The sequence below is a fragment of the Denitratisoma sp. DHT3 genome, assembly GCF_007833355.1.
In the GTDB taxonomy this organism is placed as follows: Bacteria; Pseudomonadota; Gammaproteobacteria; order Burkholderiales; family Rhodocyclaceae; genus Denitratisoma.
Map to the genome: position 1 here is coordinate 3494491 of NZ_CP020914.1, position 23155 is coordinate 3517645.

The following is a 23155-nucleotide window of genomic DNA, read 5'->3' on the forward strand; positions in this document are numbered from 1 at the left end:
TCATTCCCGTTTCACTCCATGCGTCTCGAACATCTGCGCCAGCGCCTGCGGGACCTGGGCGCCAAGCCCTGCCACGAACAGACGCTGCTCCGCGCCTGGCTGCAACGCCTGCCCCTGGAGGGCGGCGCCAGCCGCTCCGCGCCGACCCTGCCCGCGCCGCTGCGGCAGGCGCTGCCCGCCATCGAGGCGGATCTCGGCGCCCTGGTGCGGCTGCGCTCGGAACACCCCGGCAACGACGGCTCCGCCCGGCTGCTGCTCGACCTGGCCGACGGCCAGACCGTGGAGAGCGTGCTGCTGCCGCGCGACGGCCTGTGCGTCTCCACCCAGGTCGGCTGCGCGGTGGGCTGCGTGTTCTGCATGACCGGGCGCGACGGCCTGCTGCGCCAGTTGGGCAGCGCCGAGATCGTCGCCCAGGTGGTGCTGGCGCGCAGCCGTCGCCCGGTGAGGAAAGTGGTGTTCATGGGCATGGGCGAGCCGGCCCACAACATGGACAACGTGCTGGAAGCCATCGAGTCGCTGGGCCACGAGGGCGGAATCGGCCACAAGAACCTGGTCTTCTCCACCGTCGGCGACCGGCGCGTGTTCGAGCGTCTGCCGCAGGGCGTCGTCAAGCCGGCATTGGCGCTGTCGCTGCACACCACCCGCGCCGAACTGCGGGAGCGCCTGCTGCCCAAGGCGCCGCGCATCGCCCCCGAGGAACTGGTGGCGCTGGCCGACGACTACGCCCGCCGCACCGGCTATCCGGTCCAGTATCAATGGACGCTGCTGGAGGGCATCAACGACGGCGACGAGGAAGTGGAGGGCATCGTCCGCCTGCTGGGCGGCAGGTACGGGATGCTGAACCTGATCCCCTACAACCGCAACGAGGGCCTCGAATTCCAGCGCCCCGACTGGGAGCGGGCCGCCGACATGGCGCGGCGCCTGCACCGGCGCGGTATCCTGACCAAATTGCGCAATTCGGCGGGGCAGGACGTGGAGGGTGGCTGCGGCCAGCTGCGGGCGCGCGTTGCCACCAAGCCGCGGGTCGAGGTCGTCGCCGTCGCGCCGCTCTGAGCTACAGCACCAGCGCCAGCGCGATCGGCAGGAACACCACCGAGGCCAGGTTGCCCACCAGGACGATGGAGGCCACCTTGTCCGGCTCCTGGTGGTAGCGCTCGGCGAAGACGTAGTTCATCACCGCCGGCGGCAGCGCGCCGTAGAGCAGCATCAGCTTGCTTTGCTGCGCGTTGAGCCCGAGGCCGCGCGCGGCGGCCCAGGCCAGCGCCATGCCGGCCAGGGGCCGGGCGACGGCGCCCACCAGGCCGACGCGCCAGCCGTGCAGCGCACCGTCGGTGAGGCGCACGCCCAGGCTGAACAGCGCCAGCGGGATCGAGATGTCGCCCAGCATCTTGACCGACAGCGCCAGGGGCTCCCACAGCGGCACGCCCAGCGAACCCACCGCCAGGCCGGCCACGGTGGCGAGCACCACCGGCTTCATCCAGAGGTTGCCGAGCTTGGCGTGGTGGTCGAGCAGCCACACGCCGAGGGAAAAGTGCAGCGTCGTGGACACCACGAACAGCACCACCGCCAGCGGCAGCACGTCGGGGCCGAAGGTCAGCACCGCCAGCGGCACGCCCAGGTTCACGCTGTTGTTGAACATCAGGGTCGGCGACAGCGTCAGCGGACGGATGCCCGTCATACGGGCGACGGCCCAGCCCACGGCGCCGGAGCCGAGGATCATGATCACCATCGCCAGCGCCAGGCCGCCGTAATTGGCCAGGTCGAACGACTTGTTGGCCAGGGCCGAGAACACCAGCGCGGTGATGAACACGTCCATGTTGAGCCGGTTCGCCACCGACATGTCGGACTCGTGGCGCCGGCCGTAGAAATAGCCGGTCCCCACCAGCGCGAACATGGGGAAGAGGATGGCAAGGATGCGGAGAGACAGGTCCATGTAGCGAACGCTCAAGAACAGTGGAAGAACGACGGCAGGGCGTTGCTTTCAACACCCCGCCCGCAGTGCCTGGAGCTGCGGCAGCAATGCGGGCGTGTCGTGCTCGATGATGCTCCAGAGGGTGTCGTTGTCGATGCCGAGATAGCCGTGGATCAGGCGATTCCGTGTGGCAATGATTTGTCGCCAGGGAATTTGCGGATTTTCATTCCTGATGACGTCCGGAATGCGGGTCGCCGCTTCCCCGATGAGTTCCAAGTTCCGGATGGTCGCATCGTAATTCAGCCCGCTGGCCACAAATGCTGCCTGATCCAGACCTTCCGTATAGGCGAGAACCTTTTCAGAGAAACCGATCATGTCGTCCAGATAGAAACGCCATTCTCTTGGAGATGAGTTTCCATGTTCAGACATGAATGGCCTCGCGCTCGACAAATGGCCGCAATTCCAGGCGCAGCGCCTTGTCCGTGACGAGATCCACTGGTTTTCCCAGCAGGTCCTCAAGATAGAACTGGACGCCAAAATAGCGTTCGGAGGTGGCCGGACCGTCGAACGTGACCAGGATGTCGACATCGCTTTGCTCTTTGGCGGAGTCACGCGCGGTGGACCCGAACAACGCCAAGCCGACAACGCCGAAACGTTGCGCCAACACCGGTTTGTGCCGGGTCAGTGCTTGCATGGTCTGAGCTTTGTCCATCCGTGGCTCCCTGTAGCTTTATTCAGGAATCTTAGAGCACGTAGCGCGACAAGTCCTCGTCCTTCGCCAGTTCGCCCAGGCGGCTGTCCACGTAGGCGGCGTCCACGGTGACGCTCAGCGCGCCGTGGCAGCCGGCGTCGAAGGAGACCTCCTCGAGCAGTTTTTCCATCACCGTGTACAGCCTGCGCGCGCCGATGTTCTCGGTCTTCTCATTCACCTGGAAGGCGATCTCCGCCATGCGGCGGATGCCGTCCGGCGCGAATGCCAGGGTGACCGACTCGGTTTCGAGCAGGGCCTGGTACTGGCGCGTGAGGCAGGCATCGGTCTCGGTCAGGATGCGCACGAAATCGTCGACGGAGAGGGAGTCCAGTTCCACCCGGATCGGAAAGCGGCCCTGCAGTTCGGGAATCAGGTCCGAGGGCTTGGACAGGTGGAAGGCGCCGCTGGCGATGAACAGGATATGGTCGGTCTTGATCATGCCGTACTTGGTGGACACCGTCGTGCCCTCCACCAGCGGCAGCAGGTCGCGCTGCACACCCTGGCGCGAGACGTCGGCGCCGTGGACGTCGGAGCGGGCGGCGATCTTGTCGATCTCGTCCAGGAAGACGATGCCGTTCTGCTCCACGTTGCGCACGGCGGCGGTCTTCACTTCCTCGTCGTTGATCAGGCGCGCCGCTTCCTCGTCGGCCAGCGCCTTCAGGGCGTCGGCGATCTTCATCTTGCGGCTGCGGCGCTTGCCGCCGCCGATGTTCTGGAACATGCCCTGGATCTGCTGGGTCAGTTCCTCCATGCCGGGCGGGGCGAAGATCTCCATCTGCGCCGAAGGGGCGGCGACCTCGATCTCGATCTCCTTCTCGTTCAGTTCGCCCTCCCGCAGCTTCTTGCGGAATTTCTGCCGCGTGGCGCTGTCCTCGGCGGGTGCGGACTCGCCGAAGCCCACCGAGCGGGCCGGCGGCAGCAGCACGTCCAGCACGCGGTCCTCGGCGGCGTCCATGGCCCGGTAGCGCACCTGGCGCATGGCCTTCTCGCGGCCGTCCTTGATCGCGGTCTCCACCAGGTCGCGGATGATGGTGTCCACGTCGCGGCCGACGTAGCCCACTTCGGTGAACTTGGTGGCCTCGATCTTGATGAAGGGCGCGTTCGCCAGCCGCGCCAGGCGGCGCGCGATCTCGGTCTTGCCGACGCCGGTGGGGCCGATCATCAAAATGTTCTTGGGCGTGATCTCCTGGCGCAGCGGCTCGGCCACCTGGGCCCGGCGCCAGCGGTTGCGCAGCGCGATGGCCACCGCGCGCTTGGCGCGGCCCTGGCCGACGATGTGCTTGTCGAGTTCGGAGACGATCTCCGGCGGGGTCATCTGGGTCATTCCAGGGTCTCGATCAGGTGGTTCTGGTTGGTGTAGATGCACAGGTCGCCGGCGATGGCCAGCGACTTCTTGACGATCTCGGCGGGCGTCAGCTCGGTGTTCTCCAGCAGCGCGCGGGCGGCGGACTGGGCGTAGGGGCCGCCGCTGCCGATGGCGACGATGCCCAGCTCTGGCTCCAGCACGTCGCCGTTGCCGGTGATGATCAGCGAGCTTTCACGGTCGGCCACCGCCAGCATCGCCTCCAGGCGGCGCAGCATGCGGTCGGTGCGCCAGTCCTTGGCCAGTTCCACCGCGCTGCGCACCAGGTTGCCCTGGTGTTTCTCCAGCTTGGCCTCGAAGCGTTCGAACAGGGTGAAGGCGTCCGCCGTGCCGCCGGCGAAACCGGCGAGGATTTTCTCGTTGTAGAGGCGCCGCACCTTGCGGGCGCTGGCCTTGACGACGATGTTGCCCAGCGTGACCTGGCCGTCGCCGCCCAATGCGACGCGGCTGCCGCGGCGCACGGAAAGGATGGTGGTGCCGTGATACTGCTCCATGGGGATGCCCCGGGGAAAATGAATGAAGCGCGGATTTTACCCGCTCCCCGGGGCATGCCGGTCCTGCCATCGCGGATGGATCGACAGGCTCAGCCCGAACGGATGGCGACGTGTTCGGCGTTTCCCTAGAACAGCTTGCTCAAGCCGATGAACACGCCCCGGCGCGGCCCGTACTGCGGGGCGAAGACGCCGATGCCGCTGCCGTCGCGGATCGCATACACCTTGTCGAACAGGTTGATCACCGCCAGCCGGGTTTCGACCGTACCCAGCGCCTCGCTGTGCCAGATGCGCGACGCGCCGAGGTTGACCTGCGTATAGGCCGGCAGGCGGTCGGTGTTGAAGTCGCCGTTGCGCAGGCCGCTGCCGAAAATCGCGTTGGCCGACAGCGTCGTGCCGCGCCATTGGTGGGCAATGCCCGCCGACGCGGTATACGCCTGGTCGTGATCGGTATGGACCCAGTGATCGGCCGCATAGTCCAGGGTGGCCTGGTCGATGTTGAACTGGCCCGAAACGATGTTCCTGCCCAGGCTGACGGTGCGGGTCAGATTGGCGTAGGCGGAGAGATTGCCGGAACGATAGGCGGCCGAAAGCTCGAAACCGTAGATCTTGCCCCGCGCGTAATTGAAGGGCGTGAAGATCAGGGCATTGCCGAACTGACCGTCGTCGAGCAGGTTGCTGACGCGCTTGAGGAACAGGTCGGCGCTCAGGGTCAGGCGCGCGTTCACTTCGTGGCTGATGCCGATGTCCAGGTAGTGGGAACGTTCCACCTGCACGGCGTCGTTGCGCAGGTTGCCCTGGTCGGGCAGGCCGGAGGTGCCGAGGAAGCGGGCCACCGTGGCGGCGCTCACCAGCTCCGTCGCCGGGGGCGTGAAGTAGCGGGCGTAGGCGGCGTGCAGCGTGGTGCTCGGCGTCGCCTTGAACACCAGGCCCAGGCGGGGGCTGAGCTGGCTGGCCGTGACGAAGGCATTCACCTGGTCGAAGCGGGCGCCGTAGTTGACGGTGAGGCGGTCGCCGGCCCGCCATTCGTCCTGCAGATAAAGCCCCCACAAGCGGTTGTCGTTCCTGGAGTTGTTGTCGATCAGCGTCAGCGGAACCGTGCCCGGCAGGTAGGCGCCGGCGGCGTCCACCCGGAACACCGTCGCCGTGTTGTCGCTGCGGACGTCTTCGTGGTTGGCGAACAGCCCCATGCGGACCGTGTGCGACTCGTTCAAGCGATAGCTGCCGTCGGCCTGGAGACCGAAGCTGTCGCTGCTGCGCATGACCCTGGAGGCGACGTCGGTGAACAACAGGTCGTTGCCGTCGGGGACGAAGCGTACCTGGCTGTAGCGGTTGAACATGGACAACTGGTAATCGAAGCCGGCGCCGATGGAACTCTGCAACGCCAGCACCGCGTAGCGGTTGGTTTCGCGCTGCCGGTCGCGCAGCCCGGCGGAATCGGGCGCCGGCGTCGAGCCCAGATAGGCGGCGGCATTGGCGGTCGCGTCCTGGCCGGGATTGGCGGGAATCTGGAAGCTGCCGTCGTAGCCGCTCAGCATCAGGCTGACCCGGCTGGTCGGGTCGAGCACATAGGACAAGTAGCCGAAGCCTTTTGTCTGCTCGGTGCGGTTGTGGGTGGCCGAGCGGGCCGTGGTGGGGTTCTCCAGGCCCATATCGCTGGCGAAGCTGGACCCGGTGATGTAATAGCTCAGGGGGCCCGTGCTGTTGCCATACTCGAAGCTGGGGTTGGCCGTTCCGTTGCTGCCGCCGTAGTAGTCGATGCGGCCGCCGCTGTCGAACTGGCTCTTGGTTTCGATCTCGATCACGCCGGCGGTGCGGTAGCCGTACTGGGCCGGCAACGCGCCGGTCATCAGGTCGATGCGCTTGGCGAAGCGGGTATCCAGCGCCTGCCCGAAGCCGCTCAGTCCTTCGGGCAGGATCACGCCGTTGATGCGGTACTGGAGATTGCCGTGGTCGCCGCGCACATGCAGTTGACCGTAGGAATCATTGACCACGCCGGGGGCTTGCAGCAGCACCTGGTTGAAGGCGGTATTGCCGCCTTCCGGCAGGCTCGACACGTCGTCCGCATTGAATCGGTAAAGACTGCCACCGGTCTTCGGGGACAGGGCGTTGCGGAACTCGTCCAGCCGTTTGGCGATGACGGTGACTTCTTCCAGAATGGTGGTCTGATCGGCCCGGACGGCCGGCGCGAGGATCAGGGCGGAGAAACAGAAAACGAGACGGGAGGCGGCCGGGCGCGAACGCCGGGAACGCCGCACGGATAGCTGCGACATGATGAACTCCTGATAGCTGGAATGCCCATCGCCTTCCGGCGATGGGCAATGAATCTTGGCGAATCCGAATCAGCTGGCAGAAGCGGTGGGTGGAGCGCGGGCGCGCGGGCGGAGGTGGGGCGGAGTGGGCGCGGGGACATGGACGAAGCCGGGAGCTTCGTTCGCGGCCAACGCCGGGGTGAGCGCCTGGAAGTCGGCGGACGGCGGTCCGCCCAGGGCCGACAAGGCGACGCAGGTGGTGCAGACGTCGGCCAGGGCCAGGGCGGCGCCGTGCCCCGATTCGTCCTGCTGCACCGCTACCTGCGGCGCAGTGCCCAAGTGCCCGATCAGGTGCGCCAAGGCCCCCTGCTGCGCGCAAAGCAGCAGCAGGGCGAGGACGACGGCAAGGATCGGGGAAGGGCAACGCTTCATGGGGGACGCAGGGTAATCGGTTGTGGCGGTTCTGGCAATCGCAGGGCAACTGCGTAGGGCAACTGCGGGCGGCCTACCCGGCCACGCCGCCCATGACCAGCCCCGTCTCTTCGTAGATCGCCGAAAAATCGCTGGCGAATTCGAGGCTTCCGAGCTCCACGGGGTCGCCCGGAACGAGGGTGACGATCTCCCAGCCGATATCGCCGTGGCGGCGGTGGATTTCGATTCTCGCTTCGTCCTGGGCCACCAGCACGTATTCCTGCAGGGACGGAATGCCCCGATAGGCGATCAGCTTCTCGCGCCGGTCCACGGCCTCGGTGCTGGTGGACAACACTTCGATCACGACCCGCGGCGCCTCGACTACCTGATCGTCGCTGCCCACCGTGAGATGACGCGGGTCGCAAGTGACCATCACGTCGGGGTAGTAGTAGGCGCCCGCCTTGGCGATGCGCAGCTTGGCGTCGGAGACGAAGGCCCGGCAGGGCGTGCCGCGCAGATGGGCGCGCAGCAGCGCGGCGATATTCAGTGCGATGACGTTGTGCCGCAACGAGGCGCCGGTCATGGCATAGACCTCGCCGCAGACATATTCGTGGCGCACCGGGCTGCGCGCTTCGAGGGCCAGGTATTCCTCTTCGCTGACCTGGGTGTATTCGGCTATCTGCATCGTCGTCTCCGGTTCGAGTCTGGATCGGGCTCGCCGATCACGCCATTCAATTCAGCGTCTGGCGCAGGAAGCGCAGCAACTGGTAGTCCGACTGGACGCGGGTGGCGTCGTCGCGGCCGACGATGTAGCCGGTCTTGACGCAGGCGCCCATCGTACCACCGCTGACCATGCGCAACTGGAAGCGCCGCTGGCGGTCCGGCGCCGTGCCGGGCGGGATCAGGGTCGTGCCGTTCACCGAGGGGAAGCCCGCGCCGTCGTAGTCGAGCGTGCAGCCGGCCAGGTAGGGATACTTGTTGGGACCCCGCGGTGCGCGGTTTTCCCAGGCATGGCCGGCGCGGGCGTAGATCACCGAGCTGACCTCCGAGCCCGCCTGGCGCAACTGGGCCTCGCGGGTGGCGCAGGCCGCCAGATCGTTGGAGGCATCCTCGCCGCCGCGCAGCGACAGAAGGGGGGCGCCGGTGGTGTGCTGGACGTGGAAGTCCTGGAAACACGGGCCGTAGTAATCCACGTGGGCGGCGAAGGGCGGCAGATCGGGCGCCAGGGCGGCGCGCACCCGCGCGTCCAGGGCGATGCGCACCGCCATGCCGCCGTAGGAGAAGCCCGCCACGGCGATGCGCTTGGGGTCGATCGCCGGATGGCTGCTCAAGGCGCGCAGGCCGGCGTAGGCGTCGGCGGTGGCGTCGAACTCGGTCACGCCCAGGGTCTTGGTCAGGTAGGGCGTGGTCTCCGTCATCCCCCGGGGCCGGTAGTAGTCGATCACCAGCGCGGCATAGCCGTCGGCGGCCAGGAGCGCGCCGTATTCCATCTCCCGCCCCGGCGAGATGCCGCCGCTGCCATGAACCAGCACCACCGCCGGCACCGGCTGCCTGGCGCTGGCGCCGGCGGGCAGGAACAAGCGGCCCATGCCGCGGTGGGTCGGCAGCCGGGCGCCCTGGCTGACCAGGATGTCGAAGTCGTAGGGCGTGCGGGTCTCGAAGTAGATGTCGCCGGCGCTGGTTTCCGTCAACCGGGTGGCGGCGGGCAGCGTCGGAAAGGCCGGCAGGGTCGGCAGGGTCGGCAGGGTCGGCAGGGTCGGCGCCGCCGTCGGCTCGGCGGCCTGGGTGGCCAGTGTGGCGATGGCCGGAAGGACGGCGAGCAGCAAGGCGGCAAGCGGACGGCGCAGCTTCATTGGGTGTTCTCCTCGTTGTATTTGGGGTTTGTCGACTGTGAAACAGCCCATTGAAACGGCGGGCCAAACATCCGAGCGCCGCGAGCAAACGTAATCACCTCCCCCGGTCAGTCTACCTGCACCAGCAGGCCCTTCAGATACTCGCCCTCGGGGAAGGCCAGGTCCACCGGATGATCGGCGGCGCCTTGCAGGCGTCGCACGATGCGGGCGCTGCGTCCCGCGTCGCGCGCCGCGCCGGCGACGATCTTCTGGAACAGTTCCAGGCCGATGCCGCCGGAGCAGGAATAGGTCATCAGGAAGCCGCCCGGCGCCAGCAGCTTGAAGCCCTGCAGGTTGATGTCCTTGTAGGCGCGGCTGGCCTGCTCGGCATGGCGGGCCGAGGGGGCGAACTTGGGCGGGTCCAGCACGATCACGTCGTACTGCTCGCCCGCCTGGGCCGGGCCGGACTCATCCTCGCGGCGCGGCCGCAGGCGCCGCAGTTCGTCGAAGACGTTGGCGCAGCGCCATTCGGCGCGGCCGGCGTCGAGTTGCGGATTCAGCGCCAGATTGGCGGCGGCGGTGTCCAGCGCCGGCTGCGAGCTGTCCACCGAGACCACTTGGCGGGCGCCGCCGGCCAGCGCCTGGAGGGAAAAACCGCCGGTGTAGCAAAAGCAGTTCAGCACCCGCTTGTCGCGGGCCAGTTCGCCCAGCAGGCGGCGGTTGTCGCGCTGGTCCAGGTAGAAGCCGGTCTTGTGGCCGGACTCGATGTCCACCGTCATCCTGACCCCGTGTTCCTCGATCAGCAGGGGGCTATCCGACGCCTCGCCCAGCAGCCAGCCGGTGCGCGGCGCCAGCCCCTCCAGGGCGCGCACCTCGGAATCCGAACGCTCGAAGATCCGCCCGCAGCCCGTGGCCTTGACCAGCGCGCCGGCGATGGCGTCGCGCCATTTGTCGGCGCCGGCGCTGGTCAGTTGCACCACCACGGTGTCGCCGTAGCGGTCGGCGATCACGCCGGGCAGCCCGTCGGATTCGGCGTGGATCAGGCGCAGCCCGCTCTGCCCGGCCAGTTCCGGCAGCGCGGCGCGGCGCGCCACGGCGGCGGCCACCCGGCGTTTGAAAAAGGCGTCGTCGATGCTCTCGGCCGGATCGAAGCTCCACACCCGGGCGCGGATCTGCGACTCCGGGCTCCAGGCCGCCCGCGCCAGCACCCGGCCGTCGGCGGACGCCACCTCGACCGTGTCGCCAGGCCGGGCGCGGCCGCTCAATTGCTTCACCGAGCCGGCGAAAATCCAGGGATGGCGGCGGAACAGCGAGCGTTCCTTGCCGGGTTCGAGTATCAGTTGCGCCATGGTGCGTCGGGCGGGGCCCAAATCATCGAAAAGGGCGCCATGATGATCCCTGACGCGCCCGGCCGCAAGGATGGCGTCGGTCTCAACAATCCTCGGGGAACGTTTTCAGGGCTCGCCCTCGGGGGGCGCGCTCAGGGCCGCCAGCGCATCGGCCGCCCCCGGGTAGTTCGCCCGTACCGCCAGCGCCAGCCAGTATTCCGCCTGGCGGCTGCTTTGGCGGGTGCCCAACCCCCGTGCATACATGATGCCGAGGCGGAAGTGGGCCTCGGGCACGCCCAGCACGGCGATGTTGCGGAACAGCTTCAGCGCCTTGGGATAGTCGCCGCTGGCATAGGCGGCGTTCGCCGCGCGGAGCTGGTTGGCGGCATCGACGTCGACCGGGCCGCCATCGCCGTTGGTGTTCCACGACGGATTGCGGACGCCGGGCGCGGCGGCCAGCGTGAGGGACGCGGACACCAGCAGCGGCGTCCACAGGAATCGACGGCTTTGCGCGAGTTTCATGGCGGCACCCCCTGTCGGGTGACGAGTGCCGTCCATGGGAGACGACGTTGCCGGGTCCGCCTGGGCGATCGCGGCAGTCGGCAAGCGTCGGACGGCGCCGTCCATCAGCCCTGTCGCTTTGCGTCGCCGCGCTGCGCCGGGGATGGAGCCGGAACGTGGCTACCGGCTACCGGGGCTGGAAACGCCTTCCGCGGCAATCAGTGACGCATCGCGCTATGGAAGGAAGTCTTGCACGCCGATATGAATTATCGCGGGCGGGGGCCGCGCGGAATTGAGCCGATTGGATTAGACGCCGACGCCTGCCGGCGACCGGCGCTCAGAACATCTCCTCCGGCAACGCCAGGACGCTGGCGCCGCCGCTGACGATGGTTTCGGCCAGGGCCGGGGCCTGGGGCAGCAGGTGTTCGGCGAAGAAGCGGGCGGTGGTGATCTTGGCCGGGTGGAAGGCGTCGCTGCTGCCGCCGTCGATGCGGGCCTGGGCGGCGAGCGCGGCGCGGGCCAGCATCCAGCCGCCGCAGACGATGCCCATCAGTTTCAGGCAGGGCACCGCGCCGGCGGCCACGGCGCGGATGTCCTGGGTGCTGTTGCCGACGATGTAATCCACCGCCTGCTCCAGCGCGGCGATGCCCCGGCCCAACTGGTGGGCGATCGTGGCGAAGCCGTTGTCCTGCTGGCGCGCCGCCTCGATCCGCGTGGCCTGCATTTCGGCCATCAGGGCCTTCACCGCGGCGCCGCCGTTGCGGACGATCTTGCGGCCGATCAGGTCATTGGCCTGGATGCCGGTGGTGCCCTCGTAGATGGTGGTGATGCGGGCGTCGCGCAGATATTGGGCGGCGCCGGTTTCCTCGATGTAGCCCATGCCGCCGTGGATCTGCATGCCCAGCGAGGCGACTTCGATGCCGGTTTCCGTCAGCCAGCCTTTCACCACCGGGGTCATCAGTTCGACGAGGGCCTGCTGGCGCCGCCGCTCTTCCGGGTCCGGATGGCGCTGGGCGCGGTCGGCGGCGGCGGCGACCGGGTAGGCCAGGGCGCGCATGGCTTCCACCTGCGCTTTCATGGTCATCAGCATGCGGCGCACGTCGGGGTGGTGGACGATGGCGACCGGCGCCGGCGAGCCTTCGATGGCGCGGCTCTGGACGCGTTCGCGGGCGTAGGCGCGGGCCTTCTGGTAGGCGCTCTCGGCGTTGGCCAGGCCCTCCAGGCCGACGGCGAAGCGGGCCGCGTTCATCATGATGAACATGTATTTCAGGCCCTCGTTCTCCTGGCCGACCAGGGTGCCGACGGCGCCGCCGTTGTCGCCGTAGGCCATCACGCAGGTGGGGCTGGCGTGGATGCCGAGCTTTTCCTCGATCGAGACGCAATACACGTCGTTGCGCGCGCCCAGGCCGCCGTCGGCATCGACCAGGTATTTGGGCACGACGAAGAGCGAGATGCCCTTCACGCCTTCCGGCGCGTCGGGGGTGCGGGCCAGCACCAGGTGCACGATGTTGTCGGTCATGTCGTGCTCGCCCCAGGTGATGAAGATCTTCTGGCCGAACAGGCGATAGGTGCCGTCGCCCTGCGGCACGGCGCGGGTGCGGATGGCCGCCAGGTCGGAGCCGGCCTGGGGCTCGGTGAGGTTCATGGTGCCGGTCCATTCGCCGCTCACCATCTTCGGCAGGTAGGTGGCCTTCTGCGCCGGGGTGCCGCACAGTTCCAGGGCCTCGATGGCGCCCAGCGTCAGCATCGGGCACAGCGAGAAGGCGTGGTTGGCCGATTTCCACATTTCCGAAACGGCCGCCGCCACCAGCCGCGGCAGGCCCTGGCCGCCGTGGTCGGGCTTGCAGGGCAGGGCGGACCAGCCGTTGGCGGCGAACTCGCGATAGGCCGCGGCGAAGCCGGCGGGCGGGATCACCCGCTTGTCCTGCCAGCGCGAGCCTTCCACGTCGCCGCTGTGGTTGAGCGGCGCCAGCACGCCGCCGGCGAAGCGCGCGGCTTCCTCCAGGATGGCGTCCACCACCTCCGGCGTCGCCTCCTCGCAGTCGGGCAGCGTGGAGATGCCACGCAGGTCGGCCAGTTCGTTGAGGACGAAACGGATGTCCTTGAGGGGGGCGGTGTAGGTGTTCATGTGAAGAACCTTTCGAAAGCGAAGGGCCGCGAAATCGGTCGCCGCGGTTTCAGGCGTGGTTTTATTGAGCCGGCAGAGATGTACTTGAAGTCCCGTAGGTCGGGTTAGCGTAGCGTAACCCGACATCGGTGTCTGCAACGGCTGTCTGTCGGGTTACGCCCTGCGGGCTAACCCGACCTACGGGGCTTGACCTGAACCACAGAATCTCAGCCCGAACGGGGTTTTCAAGACCATGAGTGCCATATCAATAGGCGCGGTTTCAGGCGTTGCGCCGATATTGTCCGCCCACTTCGTAGAGCGTGCGGGAGATTTGGCCCAGCGAGCAGTGGCGCACGGCATCCATCATCACCGTGAAGACGTTGCCGTCGGCGATCACCGTGTCCTTGAGCGTTTGCAGCCAGCGGGCGGAATCGCCGGCGTTGCGGGTCTGGAAATCGGCCAGGCGGGCGAGCTGCGACTGCTTTTCCTCCTCGGTGGAGCGGGCCAGTTCGATCTGGTCGGGCACGGCCTTGCCGTGGGGGTTGAGGAAGGTGTTCACGCCGATGATCGGATAGGAGCCGTCGTGCTTCCGGTGCTCGTAATACAGCGACTCCTCCTGGATCTTGCCGCGCTGGTAGCCGGTTTCCATCGCGCCCAGCACGCCGCCGCGGGCGGCGATGGCCTCGAATTCCTTGAGCACGGCCTCTTCCACCAGGTCGGTCAGTTCCTCGATGATGAAGGCGCCCTGGTTGGGGTTCTCGTTCTTGGAGACGCCCCATTCGCGGTTGATGATCAGTTGGATCGCCATGGCGCGGCGCACCGATTCCTCGGTCGGGGTGGTGATCGCCTCGTCGTAGGCGTTGGTGTGCAGGCTGTTGCAGTTGTCGTAGAGGGCGATCAGCGCCTGCAGCGTGGTGCGGATGTCGTTGAAGTCCATCTCCTGCGCGTGCAGCGAGCGGCCCGAGGTCTGGATGTGGTACTTGAGTTTCTGGCTGCGCTCGTTGGCGCCGTACTTGTTCTTCATCGCCACGGCCCAGATGCGGCGCGCGACGCGGCCGATCACCGAATATTCGGGGTCCATGCCGTTGGAGAAGAAGAAGGAGAGGTTGGGGGCGAAGTCGTCGATGTGCATGCCGCGCGCCAGGTAGCTCTCGACGTAGGTGAAGCCGTTGGCGAGAGTGAAGGCGAGCTGGCTGATCGGATTGGCCCCGGCTTCGGCGATGTGATAGCCGGAGATCGAGACCGAGTAGAAGTTGCGCACCTGGTTGTGGACGAAGAATTCCTGGATGTCGCCCATCATCTTCAGCGCGAACTCGGTGGAGAAGATGCAGGTGTTCTGGCCCTGGTCTTCCTTCAGGATGTCGGCCTGCACCGTGCCGCGCACGTTGGAGAGCGTCCATTCGCGGATCTTGGCGATCTCGTCGTCGGAGGGTTCGCGGCCGTTGTCCGTCTTGAATTTGTCGAACTGCTGGTCGATGGCGGTGTTGAAGAACATCGCCAGGACCATCGGCGCCGGGCCGTTGATGGTCATCGAGACCGAGGTGCTGGGTGCGCACAGGTCGAAGCCGGAATACAGCACCTTCATGTCGTCCAGGGTGGCGATGGAGACGCCGGCGTTGCCGATCTTGCCGTAGATGTCGGGGCGCAGGTCCGGGTCGCAGCCGTAGAGGGTCACCGAGTCGAAGGCGGTGGACAGGCGGTGGGCCGGCATGCCCTCGGACACTTTCTTGAAGCGGCGGTTGGTGCGGAAGGCGTCGCCCTCGCCGGCGAACATGCGGGTCGGGTCCTCGCCCTCGCGCTTGAAGGCGAACACGCCGGCGGTGAACGGGAAGCTGCCGGGCACGTTCTCGCGCTTGAGGAACTTGAGGATTTCGCCCTCGTCCTCGTAGCGCGGCAGCGCCACCTTGCGCACCTTGGTGCCGGAAAGGGATTCATTGATCAGGCCGGTGCGGATTTCCTGGTCGCGGATCTTCACCACGTATTCGTCGCCGGCATAGGACTGCACCAGGTCCGGCCACTGGGCCAGGAGCTTGCGGCTGTGGGGAGTGAGTTCCTGTTCCTTGTTCGCCAGCAGTTCGTCCAGGCCCTCGGCGGGCTTGCCGTCCTGCGTCAACAGCCGCCGGGTGATGCGCAGCGCCTGGCGTTCACGGGCGATCACGGACTGTTGCTGGAGGTGCCGATGGTAGCCGCGCAGCGCGTCGGCGATCTCGGCCAGGTAGCGGACGCGCTCGGCGGGGACGATCGCCCGGCCCAGCGAGGAATGCCGCACCGCGACCGGCGGCAGCCGGCCGGGAACGACGGGGAGCTTCAGACCCTGCGCCGTCAGCCGCGGCAGCAGCGCCTGATACAGGGCGGTGACGCCGTCGTCGTTGAAGCGGCTCGCCATGGTGCCGAAGACCGGCATTTCGTCGGGCGCCCGGTCGAACTGCTCACGGTTGCGCTGGTATTGCTTGCGCACGTCGCGCAGGGCGTCGGCGGCGCCGCGCCGGTCGAATTTGTTGATGGCGACGCAGTCGGCGAAGTCGAGCATGTCGATCTTCTCCAGTTGCGAGGCGGCGCCGAACTCCGGCGTCATCACGTAGAGCGAGGTGTCGACGTGGGGCACGATGGCGGTGTCGCCCTGGCCGATGCCGGAGGTTTCCACGATCACCAGGTCGAAGCCCGCCACCTTGCAGGCGGCGATCACCTCGGGCAGCGCGGTGGAGATTTCGCTGCCCGTATCCCGCGTCGCCAGGGAGCGCATGAAGACGCTGGGGTGCTCGATGGCGTTCATGCGGATGCGGTCGCCCAGCAGCGCGCCGCCGGTGCGCTTGCGCGAGGGATCGATGGAGATCACCGCGATCCTCAGCGCGTCGTCTTGGTCGATGCGGGCGCGGCGGATCAGTTCGTCGGTGAGGCTGGACTTGCCGGCGCCGCCGGTGCCGGTGATGCCCAGCGTGGGCACCGTCAGGGCGGCGGCCCGCGCCCGCAGCGCCGCCGTCTGCTCCTCGGACCAGGCGCCGTTTTCCAGCGCGGTGACGACACGCGACAGGGCCCGCGTCCGGGCCGCCGCGTCGGTCGCGCCGAGGGCCGCATCGAGCGCGGCGAGATCGCGCGGCGCCGGCGGCAGCAGGTCGGCCGGGTCGCGGTCGCAGCATTCCAGCATGTGGTTGATCATGCCTTGCAGGCCCAGCCGCTGGCCGTCCTCGATGGAGTAGATGCGGGTCACGCCGTAGTCGTGCAGTTCGCGTATCTCGGCCGGCACGATCACGCCGCCGCCGCCGCCGAAGACCTGGATGTTCTCGCCGCCGCGGCTCCGCAGCAGGTCGATCATGTATTTGAAATACTCCACGTGCCCGCCCTGGTAGGACGACACGGCAATGCCCTGCACGTCTTCCTGCAAGGCGGCATTCACCACTTCCTCGACGGAACGGTTGTGGCCCAGGTGGATCACCTCGGCGCCGGACGATTGCAGGATCCGGCGCATGATGTTGATGGAGGCGTCATGGCCGTCGAACAGGGACGCGGCGGTGACGATGCGCACCTTGTGGCGGGGTTTGTAGGGCGCGCATTTGTCGGCGGAAGAGGAGGTCATGGCGACGAATCCGGGACGGGAGTGAGGGAATGTTCCTCATGTTAGGGAAACGGGGCCGGCGGCGCCATGGCGCAAGCGGACGAAAACTATGCAAGAATTGACAAAATCATGAGTATCGATTCACACCCAACCGTCAGCATTGGATTCGTAACCGGGATGCTATCTGGGCTTGAGCGTCATGGCCAAAGCCCGGATGGCTTTCTGCACACTGTAGGAATTGCCAAATCACAGATGGCGAATCCCAAGGCGCGGGTGGCCCTTTCCCGTTACGCGGCCTTGTACCGCGGCGTCAGCGCGGCGCTGGCGGACGAGGGCTTCGCGCTGTTCTCCCGTCCCTTGAAACCGGGCGCTTTCGAGTTTCTCTGCCGCGCGGTGATTTCCGCCGCCGATCTGCAAGAGGCGCTGCAACGGGCCGGCCGCTACCTGGAACTGCTGCTCGACGATCTGGCCGTCGCCCTGACCGTGGAGCGGGACGCCGCGGTGCTGACGATCCGGCAGGTGAACCCGCTGCCGGTGGACGCGGCGGGGCGGATTTTCGCCTTCGAATGGCTGCTGCGCCTGCTGCACGACCTGGCCGCCTGGCTCACGGCGCAGCCGCTGGCGCTGGACGCGGTGCGCTTCCCCTACGCGCGCCCGGCGCACGCCGCCGACTATGCGCGGATCTTCGCGCCCCATTGCGAATTCGGCGACCTCGGTGACCAGGGCGACCAGGGTGACCAGGGTAACTTCGGCGATGGCGTCGGCGCGATGCTCCAGGCCCGCTTCTCCCGCGCCTGCCTGGCCCTGCCCCTGCGCCGGGACGAGGCCGCGCTGAGGGCTTATCTGAAGGAAGCGCCGGCCAGCATCACCACCCTGTATCGGGGCGACCGGGTGTATGCGCAACGGGTGCGCGACGCGCTCAAGGCCGCCTTGCCGGAGAACCGCAGCCTGCCGGACCTGGCCCGGGCGATGTTCGTCTCGCCGCGCACCCTGCATCGCCGGCTGGAAGCCGAGGGCACCAGCTTCCGCGCCATCCGCGACGGCCTGCGCCAGGAACTGGCCATCGAATGGCTGACCAAGAGCGAGCGCCCCCTGCAACAGATCGCCGCCGATCTGGGCTTCGCCGACGGCGCCGCCTTCTACCGGGCCTTCAGCGCCTGGACCGGCAGCAGCCCGCGGGGGTATCGGATGGAAAACCGGTAGGCGAGACTACTGGCTCTCCCCCCTTCGCCCCCCTCCGGGGGGTTCTCATTTGCTCGCTGCGCTCGGGTGTTTGGGGGAGCTTTGTGGGCGGCACCGATAGGATGCGGCTGGCGCCGCGTGCCGCTTTTCCCCATCGTGGGAAATAGCGGCCCGGCGGAAAAGCTCGTTTTTCACGCTGAAGGCAACGAAATGGGTGTCTTAGCCATTTTCATCATAGTGCTGCCAGTAAAATCACAAATTCGAAATGGTCGCGGTTTCAAATGCGTTTCCTCCATCGTTTCAGGAAAATACAGTGCCTCTGAAAACCAGACAGAAAAGCGCGCTTTCCGCTTCACGCGATCGACGGCCGGGGAGCGGCGAGGCGACCAAGGCCGCTTTGCTCAAGGCTGCGGAGAAGGTCTTTGCCGAGTATGGTTTCTCCACCGCGCGTCTCGACCACGTGGCGGATGCGGTGGGCATTCGTCGTGCTTCGCTGCTGTATCACTTCCCCACCAAGCAGGAACTTTACGATCAGGTCGAGGCGGATATCTTTCGCGAGCTTGAAGCCTATGCGGAGCAGAAACTGCGCGACTGCAAGACGCCCTGGGAACAGCTTCTGACCTTGATCGACGTGTGGCTCGAATTCTGGACCGGGCGCCCGACCGGGGCCCGCATCATTCTGCGGATAACGGCGGACATCACCCCGCGCATCAATGATCCGATCCAGTTCGCCGGACCCATCATCCTGCATTTCGAACGCATCATCCGATCCGGCATCGAACAGGGCGAGTTCATCGAGTGCAATGCCAGCGACCTGATTTGCCTGTTGGGCGGCAGCATTCTTCAATACGTCTGCATCGCGCCGCATCTGGGGCCCGTTCGCTCATATCATCCCGACGATCCGGCCCGGATGGCCGCCTTTCGAGCGATGGTCCATCGCGCGGCCCGGGCCTTGCTGACGCCGCCCGGGAAATGAAAAAGCTGCCGGTGTTGGTACCGGCAGCTTCGATCGCTTCAATCTGAAGCGCACTCGATGCAGGCTTGGTACCGGCTCAGTGCCGGCTCATATCTACCGGCTCCGGCTTGGTGACGTCGACTGCGAGCCTCTTGCGGTCCGATAGACCGCTTTGCAGGATGTTGGCGATCTCGGGGCCGTTGGAGGTCATGGTCACCCACATCAAATGATCAACACTGCCGGTCGGTTGCGATCCGCCCGTGGTGCCGAGGGTGATGTAATCGCGGCCGTTGCGTTGTTCGTAGGCATATTTGTGGAAATGGCCGGCGAACATCGAGTAGGGACGATCGGCCGTCATCCGCTCGATCTGGCGGAACTCCCCGGATTGGTAGCGCCACCCCGGACGATGCATGAGGAACACCGTCCAGCGCACGTCCTTGTTCCGCGCCAGCGTCTGCCGCACCGATTCAACCTGCCGCGGACTGATGTTGACCGCGTCCGCACTGCGAACCTTCCGCGCAAGTTCCATCAACTTTGGATCGTCGGGAAAGTCCGCATCGGGGTTCGCCTGCAGGGCCTGCATGACCTTGCCCATGGCCGCGCCGCCATATTCGGACAGCAAGGCCCGCTTGTTGGATTTTGGCGGCGGCGGGTCTTCGGTGTTGAGGACGACGAACAGCACGTTCTTGTAAACGAAGTGGTAGTGGTCCTTGCCGAAACGCCGGTTCCACTCCCTGCGTTGTAGATCGTTGCTGATGTCGTGGTTGCCGGGCACGTAGAAGAATTTCATGCCCAATCGTTGGGTGAACTCTTCGATCTCGTCCCACTGGGCATTGATGGTCGCCTGGTCTTCGCTATAGCCCTCGATCAGGTCGCCAACGTTGATGACGAACTCGGGTCGCAGCAGATTGAGCTGGGCCATGGCCTGCTCAAAAACGCCAACCCGGTGACCGGCGGTGCGGTCACCGACCATGGCGAAGTGGAATTCCTGAGGGTCTGCCTGGATCGGCCTGGCAGTCTGAGGAATGGTGGCATCCAGCGGTGACGGTGCGGGGCTGACGCAGCCCGTGGCAGTCACGACCAGCAATGCAATGGTCAGCCATCGCCAGTGCGGGTTGTTGATGCAGCGCATGCGTCGCCCCTCCCGTCAGAACTCGTAGATCATGTCGATGCCGTAAGAGCGTGGCGCACCGAACACCGCCGTGGGGGCGCCCGCGTTGAAGTGGCCGACATAGTACTTGGTATCCGCCAGGTTCTTGCCCCACACGGCCAGGCGCACCCCTTTGAGTCCCGGCATTTCAGAGAGACTCAGGCGTGCGTTCAGCAGACTGTAGTCGCCAATGATGTACTGCGATGTGGCGACACTGGTTTGCGAAAACTTCTGGCCTTGCCACGAATAGTTCAGGTTGGCCGTCAGGAGACCGACCGGAATACGCGGCAACTCGTAGGTGATGTCGACATTCGCTGCGTGACCCGGGGCATTGGGGAAACGGAAAGTGCTCGATACATCCTTGCCGGTTGCGGGGCTCACCACCTTGTCGTAGTTGGCGTAAAGATAGGCGTAGTTGGCATTGATCACGAGTCCCCGGGTCAACAACGCCGTGGCTTCCAGTTCCAGGCCGCGGATGGTGGCCTTGCCGGCGTTGAAGATGTTGGTGATCGCCGGGTTCAGTGGATCGGCCTGTACGTTCACCTGGATATCGTCATACTTTGCCTGGAACAGAGCCGAATTCAGGCGCAATTTATTGTTGAACATCTGGGTCTTGAGACCCAGTTCGGTGCTCTCCAGGGTTTCCTCGCTGAATCCCTGGGCGAACGCCGCGGGGCTCGGTGCCCGAACGTTGTAGCCACCGCTCTTGTAGCCCCTCACCACCTTGCCGTAGACATTCGTGGTGTCATTGATGTCATAGGCAGCGACAAAGCTGGGACTGAAGTTCCGGAAATCCTTGTCTCCGTTTGCCACGCCGCCCGGCGCCGTGGGATCGGGCACGATTGCGCCGCGCACCGGAAGAATGGTCTGAGATGCCTGGTACTTGCTTGCCGAGCGGCTGTCGCTGCTCCAGCGGCCGCCAACGGTCAAGTGCAGGCGGTTGTCAAGTACGTCGGGCGTCCACGTGGCCTGACCGAACAGGGCCGTCGATTCATTGTGGATCTGCTGATTCTGCAGGCTGGCGGTTACGCTGTTGACCGGGTTGCGAATCGTCTGCGTGATTGCGTTCGCATCCCCTTTTTCCCAGAAGTAGTAGATACCGGCAACATATTTCCAACGATCGTCGGCGGAACTCCCCAGGAACTGAAGCTCTTCGCTGAGCTGTTCCTGGTGAGTGCGGCCGGCATTCTGCAGCAGAGGATAGTTGCCCAGCGTGACCGGGTTGGCGTAGAAGATCTGGTTCTGGAAATTGTCCAGTTTCCGATAGCCGGTCAGGGATTTGATTTGCATCCTCGGGCCCACGTCCCAGGTGACGGTCAGGCTGTGGCCGGAAGACTTCACGTCGTTGGGGAGAACGTTGCGTGCCAGGGCGCCGCCGGCTGTAGGCCGGTCGGTTATTTTGGGAAAGAGGGTCGCCGGGGCAGCATAGAAGGGCGTGTCGTTGATGTTGGTCTCGTCATAGGCGTAGCGCACCGTCACCGTGTTGCTGGCTTTCCACAGTGCGTCGATGCGCCAGGCCTCGCGGTCTTTATCGCCATAGCGGGCAACGCCGGTGCCGAGATTCTTGATGAATCCATTTTCTTTTTCCTTCAAGTAGCCGATGCGTACCGCGAAGTCTTCGCCGATCGGCACGTTCACGGAAGTGCGCGCGTCGAAACGATCTCGGTTGCCAAAGGAAATTTGCTGCTTGAATCGCCATTCGCCGGTACTGGGGGCCTTGGAAATGAAGTTGACCGCTCCACCCGTGGCGTTGCGGCCGTACAGCGTGCCTTGAGGACCACGCAATACCTCCACCCGCTCCAGTTCTGCCACGCTGCTCGCCAACCCCTGGCTCCGGGCGACATAGATGCCATCTACGTACATTGCGACACTGGGGTCCTGCGTGATCTGGTCATCGGTGAGACCGATGCCGCGGATGTAGAGCAGTGCGGTGCCCGCGCTGTTGGGATGGGGGGTCAGTTGCAGGTTGGGCACCTGGGAGCGCAGGTCGGTGAGACCGCTGATGCCTCTGATTTCCAGGCTGTCCTCGGTCAGGGCAACGATGGAAATGTTGGTTTTCTGAAGGGACTCGGCCCGCTTTTCAGCGGTCACGATGATCTCTTCCAATTGTTCCGGCTGTTTCGCGGCGACGCTGTTGGCGACCACCGCTTCTCCGAGCATCAGGCAGATCGCCGATGCGATTTTTTTGCGTGACATATCCTCTCCTCCTGTTGTTTTATTGCCTGCCAACGATAGCGGCCGTCTTTGATCGCCGAGCCACGCAAGTAGACTACCTACTAGTTAGTAGGTTGGTCAAGTGATGTAATTTTTCTGTAAAATCAGCGCGTTTGAAATGAACTCTCTGGAGCTGGCACATGCGTTTCGTCCGTTCTCTGTCTCTTGTGGCGTTTCTTTCCGTCGCCGTCGTCGCGTGCGACAGGAATCCGGCCTCGCTGCCCGCGGATCAGCGACCCGTGACGAGTCAATTGCCTTCCGCGGAGCGTTTCAAGTTTCGTCATCTGCCCGTCGAGGGCGCGCCGAATTTTCGCGATCTCGGCGGTTACAGAACGGCCGATGGCCTGTCGGTGAAGTGGGGAATGCTGTATCGAACCGACGCGCTCAATGAGCTGACCGATGGCGACGAGGCGTACCTCGAACGGTTGAACATCCAGAGAATCGTCGATTTCCGCGGTCCGCTGGAGGTCAAGGACGCGCCGGACCGGCTGCCGGCGCCCCTTGCCGCACGGTATGTGAGCATGCCGATGCCGGTCGCGGAGCTGAAAGGGGACCGCAAGTTCGTCGAGCGGCTGATGCGCGGCGATACGGCCGACATGAAACTCAACGACATGCTGGTCGACATCAACCGCCAATTCGTCAGGGATTTCACGCCGGTATTCAGGGAATGGCTGCATGGTCTTGCGAATGCCCCCGAGGGCGCGCAGGTCATCCATTGCACGTCCGGGAAGGACCGCACCGGCTTCGCCGCGGCGGTTTTCCTGCTCAGCCTTGGCGTGCCGATGGATACGGTGATGCAGGATTACCTGGCTTCGAACGATTACCTGAGAGACAAGAACGAGCGGTCCGTTCTCAAGCTGAAAGTCTTCTCGCTGTTCCGCGCCGACACGGACGGCATCCGCTTCATCATGGGCGTCGAAAAACGCTATCTACAGGCGGCGTTCGACACGATCAACGCCGATTACGGATCGATCGACAACTACCTGGTCAAAGGGCTGGGGGTCGATCCGGCATTCCGGGAAAAACTGCGGGAACGCTATCTCGACGGGATGCGCTCTTCCTGAGGGCACGCTGATTCCGACTGGCCCGCACCTACAGGACACGCTGAACAAGTCATGACCCGTTCGGGCTGAGCTTGACGAAGGGCTCAGTA

At 65.7% G+C, this 23155-nt stretch carries 19 protein-coding genes; 4 read left to right on the forward strand and 15 right to left on the reverse strand.

What is annotated here, in order from left to right; all coding sequences use genetic code 11:
- Positions 1 to 18 precede the first annotated feature (18 nt).
- Positions 19 to 1053 carry an RNA methyltransferase gene (locus B9N43_RS16220; RefSeq protein WP_145843239.1) on the forward strand — a complete coding sequence of 345 codons (1035 nt, stop codon included), beginning with the start codon at positions 19 to 21 and terminating at the stop codon, positions 1051 to 1053.
- A 1-nt stretch (position 1054) separates the two neighbouring features.
- On the opposite strand, the gene B9N43_RS16225 is transcribed toward B9N43_RS16220, so the two are convergent.
- The 13 genes from B9N43_RS16225 to icmF form a co-directional block, all read right to left on the reverse strand.
- Positions 1055 to 1933, reverse strand: coding sequence for an AEC family transporter (locus tag B9N43_RS16225; RefSeq protein WP_222428759.1), 879 nt, complete (start codon positions 1931 to 1933; stop codon positions 1055 to 1057).
- 48 nt (positions 1934 to 1981) lie between these two features.
- The gene (locus B9N43_RS16230) at positions 1982 to 2341 is read right to left on the reverse strand and encodes a DUF86 domain-containing protein (protein ID WP_145843240.1); all 360 of its coding nucleotides are present in this window, start codon (positions 2339 to 2341) and stop codon (positions 1982 to 1984) included.
- Positions 2334 to 2624, reverse strand: a complete 291-nt coding sequence (locus B9N43_RS16235; RefSeq protein WP_145843241.1) for a nucleotidyltransferase family protein — start codon at positions 2622 to 2624, stop codon at positions 2334 to 2336. Before B9N43_RS16235 ends, B9N43_RS16230 begins: the two co-directional genes overlap by 8 nt.
- A 31-nt stretch (positions 2625 to 2655) precedes the next feature.
- Positions 2656 to 3987 carry an ATP-dependent protease ATPase subunit HslU gene (hslU, locus tag B9N43_RS16240; protein ID WP_145843242.1) on the reverse strand — a complete coding sequence of 444 codons (1332 nt, stop codon included), beginning with the start codon at positions 3985 to 3987 and terminating at the stop codon, positions 2656 to 2658.
- Complete coding sequence (gene hslV, locus B9N43_RS16245; RefSeq protein WP_145843243.1) at positions 3984 to 4520, reverse strand: ATP-dependent protease subunit HslV; 537 nt, start codon at positions 4518 to 4520, stop codon at positions 3984 to 3986. Before hslV ends, hslU begins: the two co-directional genes overlap by 4 nt.
- Before the next feature lie 125 nt (positions 4521 to 4645).
- Entirely contained in the window at positions 4646 to 6790 is a 2145-nt protein-coding gene (locus tag B9N43_RS16250; RefSeq protein ID WP_145843244.1) for a TonB-dependent receptor, read from the reverse strand.
- Between the two features lie 69 nt (positions 6791 to 6859).
- Positions 6860 to 7201 carry a DUF2946 family protein gene (locus tag B9N43_RS16255; RefSeq protein WP_145843246.1) on the reverse strand — a complete coding sequence of 114 codons (342 nt, stop codon included), beginning with the start codon at positions 7199 to 7201 and terminating at the stop codon, positions 6860 to 6862.
- A gap of 73 nt (positions 7202 to 7274) precedes the next feature.
- Positions 7275 to 7865 (reverse strand): Uma2 family endonuclease, encoded by a 591-nt coding sequence (locus tag B9N43_RS16260; protein WP_145843247.1) that lies wholly within the window; start codon positions 7863 to 7865, stop codon positions 7275 to 7277.
- A gap of 46 nt (positions 7866 to 7911) precedes the next feature.
- Positions 7912 to 9033, reverse strand: coding sequence for a dienelactone hydrolase family protein (locus B9N43_RS16265; RefSeq protein WP_186453873.1), 1122 nt, complete (start codon positions 9031 to 9033; stop codon positions 7912 to 7914).
- A 107-nt stretch (positions 9034 to 9140) separates the two neighbouring features.
- Positions 9141 to 10361, reverse strand: a complete 1221-nt coding sequence (locus B9N43_RS16270; protein WP_145843249.1) for a class I SAM-dependent rRNA methyltransferase — start codon at positions 10359 to 10361, stop codon at positions 9141 to 9143.
- Between the two features lie 105 nt (positions 10362 to 10466).
- The gene (locus tag B9N43_RS16275; RefSeq protein WP_145843250.1) at positions 10467 to 10862 is read right to left on the reverse strand and encodes a sel1 repeat family protein; all 396 of its coding nucleotides are present in this window, start codon (positions 10860 to 10862) and stop codon (positions 10467 to 10469) included.
- 316 nt (positions 10863 to 11178) lie between these two features.
- Entirely contained in the window at positions 11179 to 12969 is a 1791-nt protein-coding gene (locus tag B9N43_RS16280) for an acyl-CoA dehydrogenase (RefSeq protein ID WP_145843251.1), read from the reverse strand.
- A gap of 259 nt (positions 12970 to 13228) precedes the next feature.
- Positions 13229 to 16522 (reverse strand): fused isobutyryl-CoA mutase/GTPase IcmF, encoded by a 3294-nt coding sequence (icmF, locus tag B9N43_RS16285; protein WP_145843252.1) that lies wholly within the window; start codon positions 16520 to 16522, stop codon positions 13229 to 13231.
- A gap of 156 nt (positions 16523 to 16678) precedes the next feature.
- Between icmF and B9N43_RS16290 the strand changes: the two genes are divergently transcribed.
- Together B9N43_RS16290 and B9N43_RS16295 are read left to right on the forward strand one after the other, a co-directional pair.
- Entirely contained in the window at positions 16679 to 17704 is a 1026-nt protein-coding gene (locus tag B9N43_RS16290; protein ID WP_222428760.1) for an AraC family transcriptional regulator, read from the forward strand.
- Between the two features lie 292 nt (positions 17705 to 17996).
- Positions 17997 to 18659, forward strand: a complete 663-nt coding sequence (locus B9N43_RS16295; protein WP_186453874.1) for a TetR/AcrR family transcriptional regulator — start codon at positions 17997 to 17999, stop codon at positions 18657 to 18659.
- 76 nt (positions 18660 to 18735) lie between these two features.
- On the opposite strand, the gene B9N43_RS16300 is transcribed toward B9N43_RS16295, so the two are convergent.
- On the reverse strand, positions 18736 to 19770 hold the full coding sequence (locus tag B9N43_RS16300) for a metallophosphoesterase family protein (protein ID WP_145843256.1): 1035 nt from the start codon (positions 19768 to 19770) through the stop codon (positions 18736 to 18738).
- A gap of 15 nt (positions 19771 to 19785) precedes the next feature.
- Positions 19786 to 21984 carry a TonB-dependent receptor gene (locus tag B9N43_RS16305; protein ID WP_145843257.1) on the reverse strand — a complete coding sequence of 733 codons (2199 nt, stop codon included), beginning with the start codon at positions 21982 to 21984 and terminating at the stop codon, positions 19786 to 19788.
- Positions 21985 to 22142: 158 nt separating this feature from the next.
- On the opposite strand from B9N43_RS16305, the gene B9N43_RS16310 reads away from it, so the two are divergent.
- Positions 22143 to 23066 (forward strand): tyrosine-protein phosphatase, encoded by a 924-nt coding sequence (locus B9N43_RS16310; RefSeq protein WP_145843258.1) that lies wholly within the window; start codon positions 22143 to 22145, stop codon positions 23064 to 23066.
- Positions 23067 to 23155 lie beyond the last annotated feature (89 nt).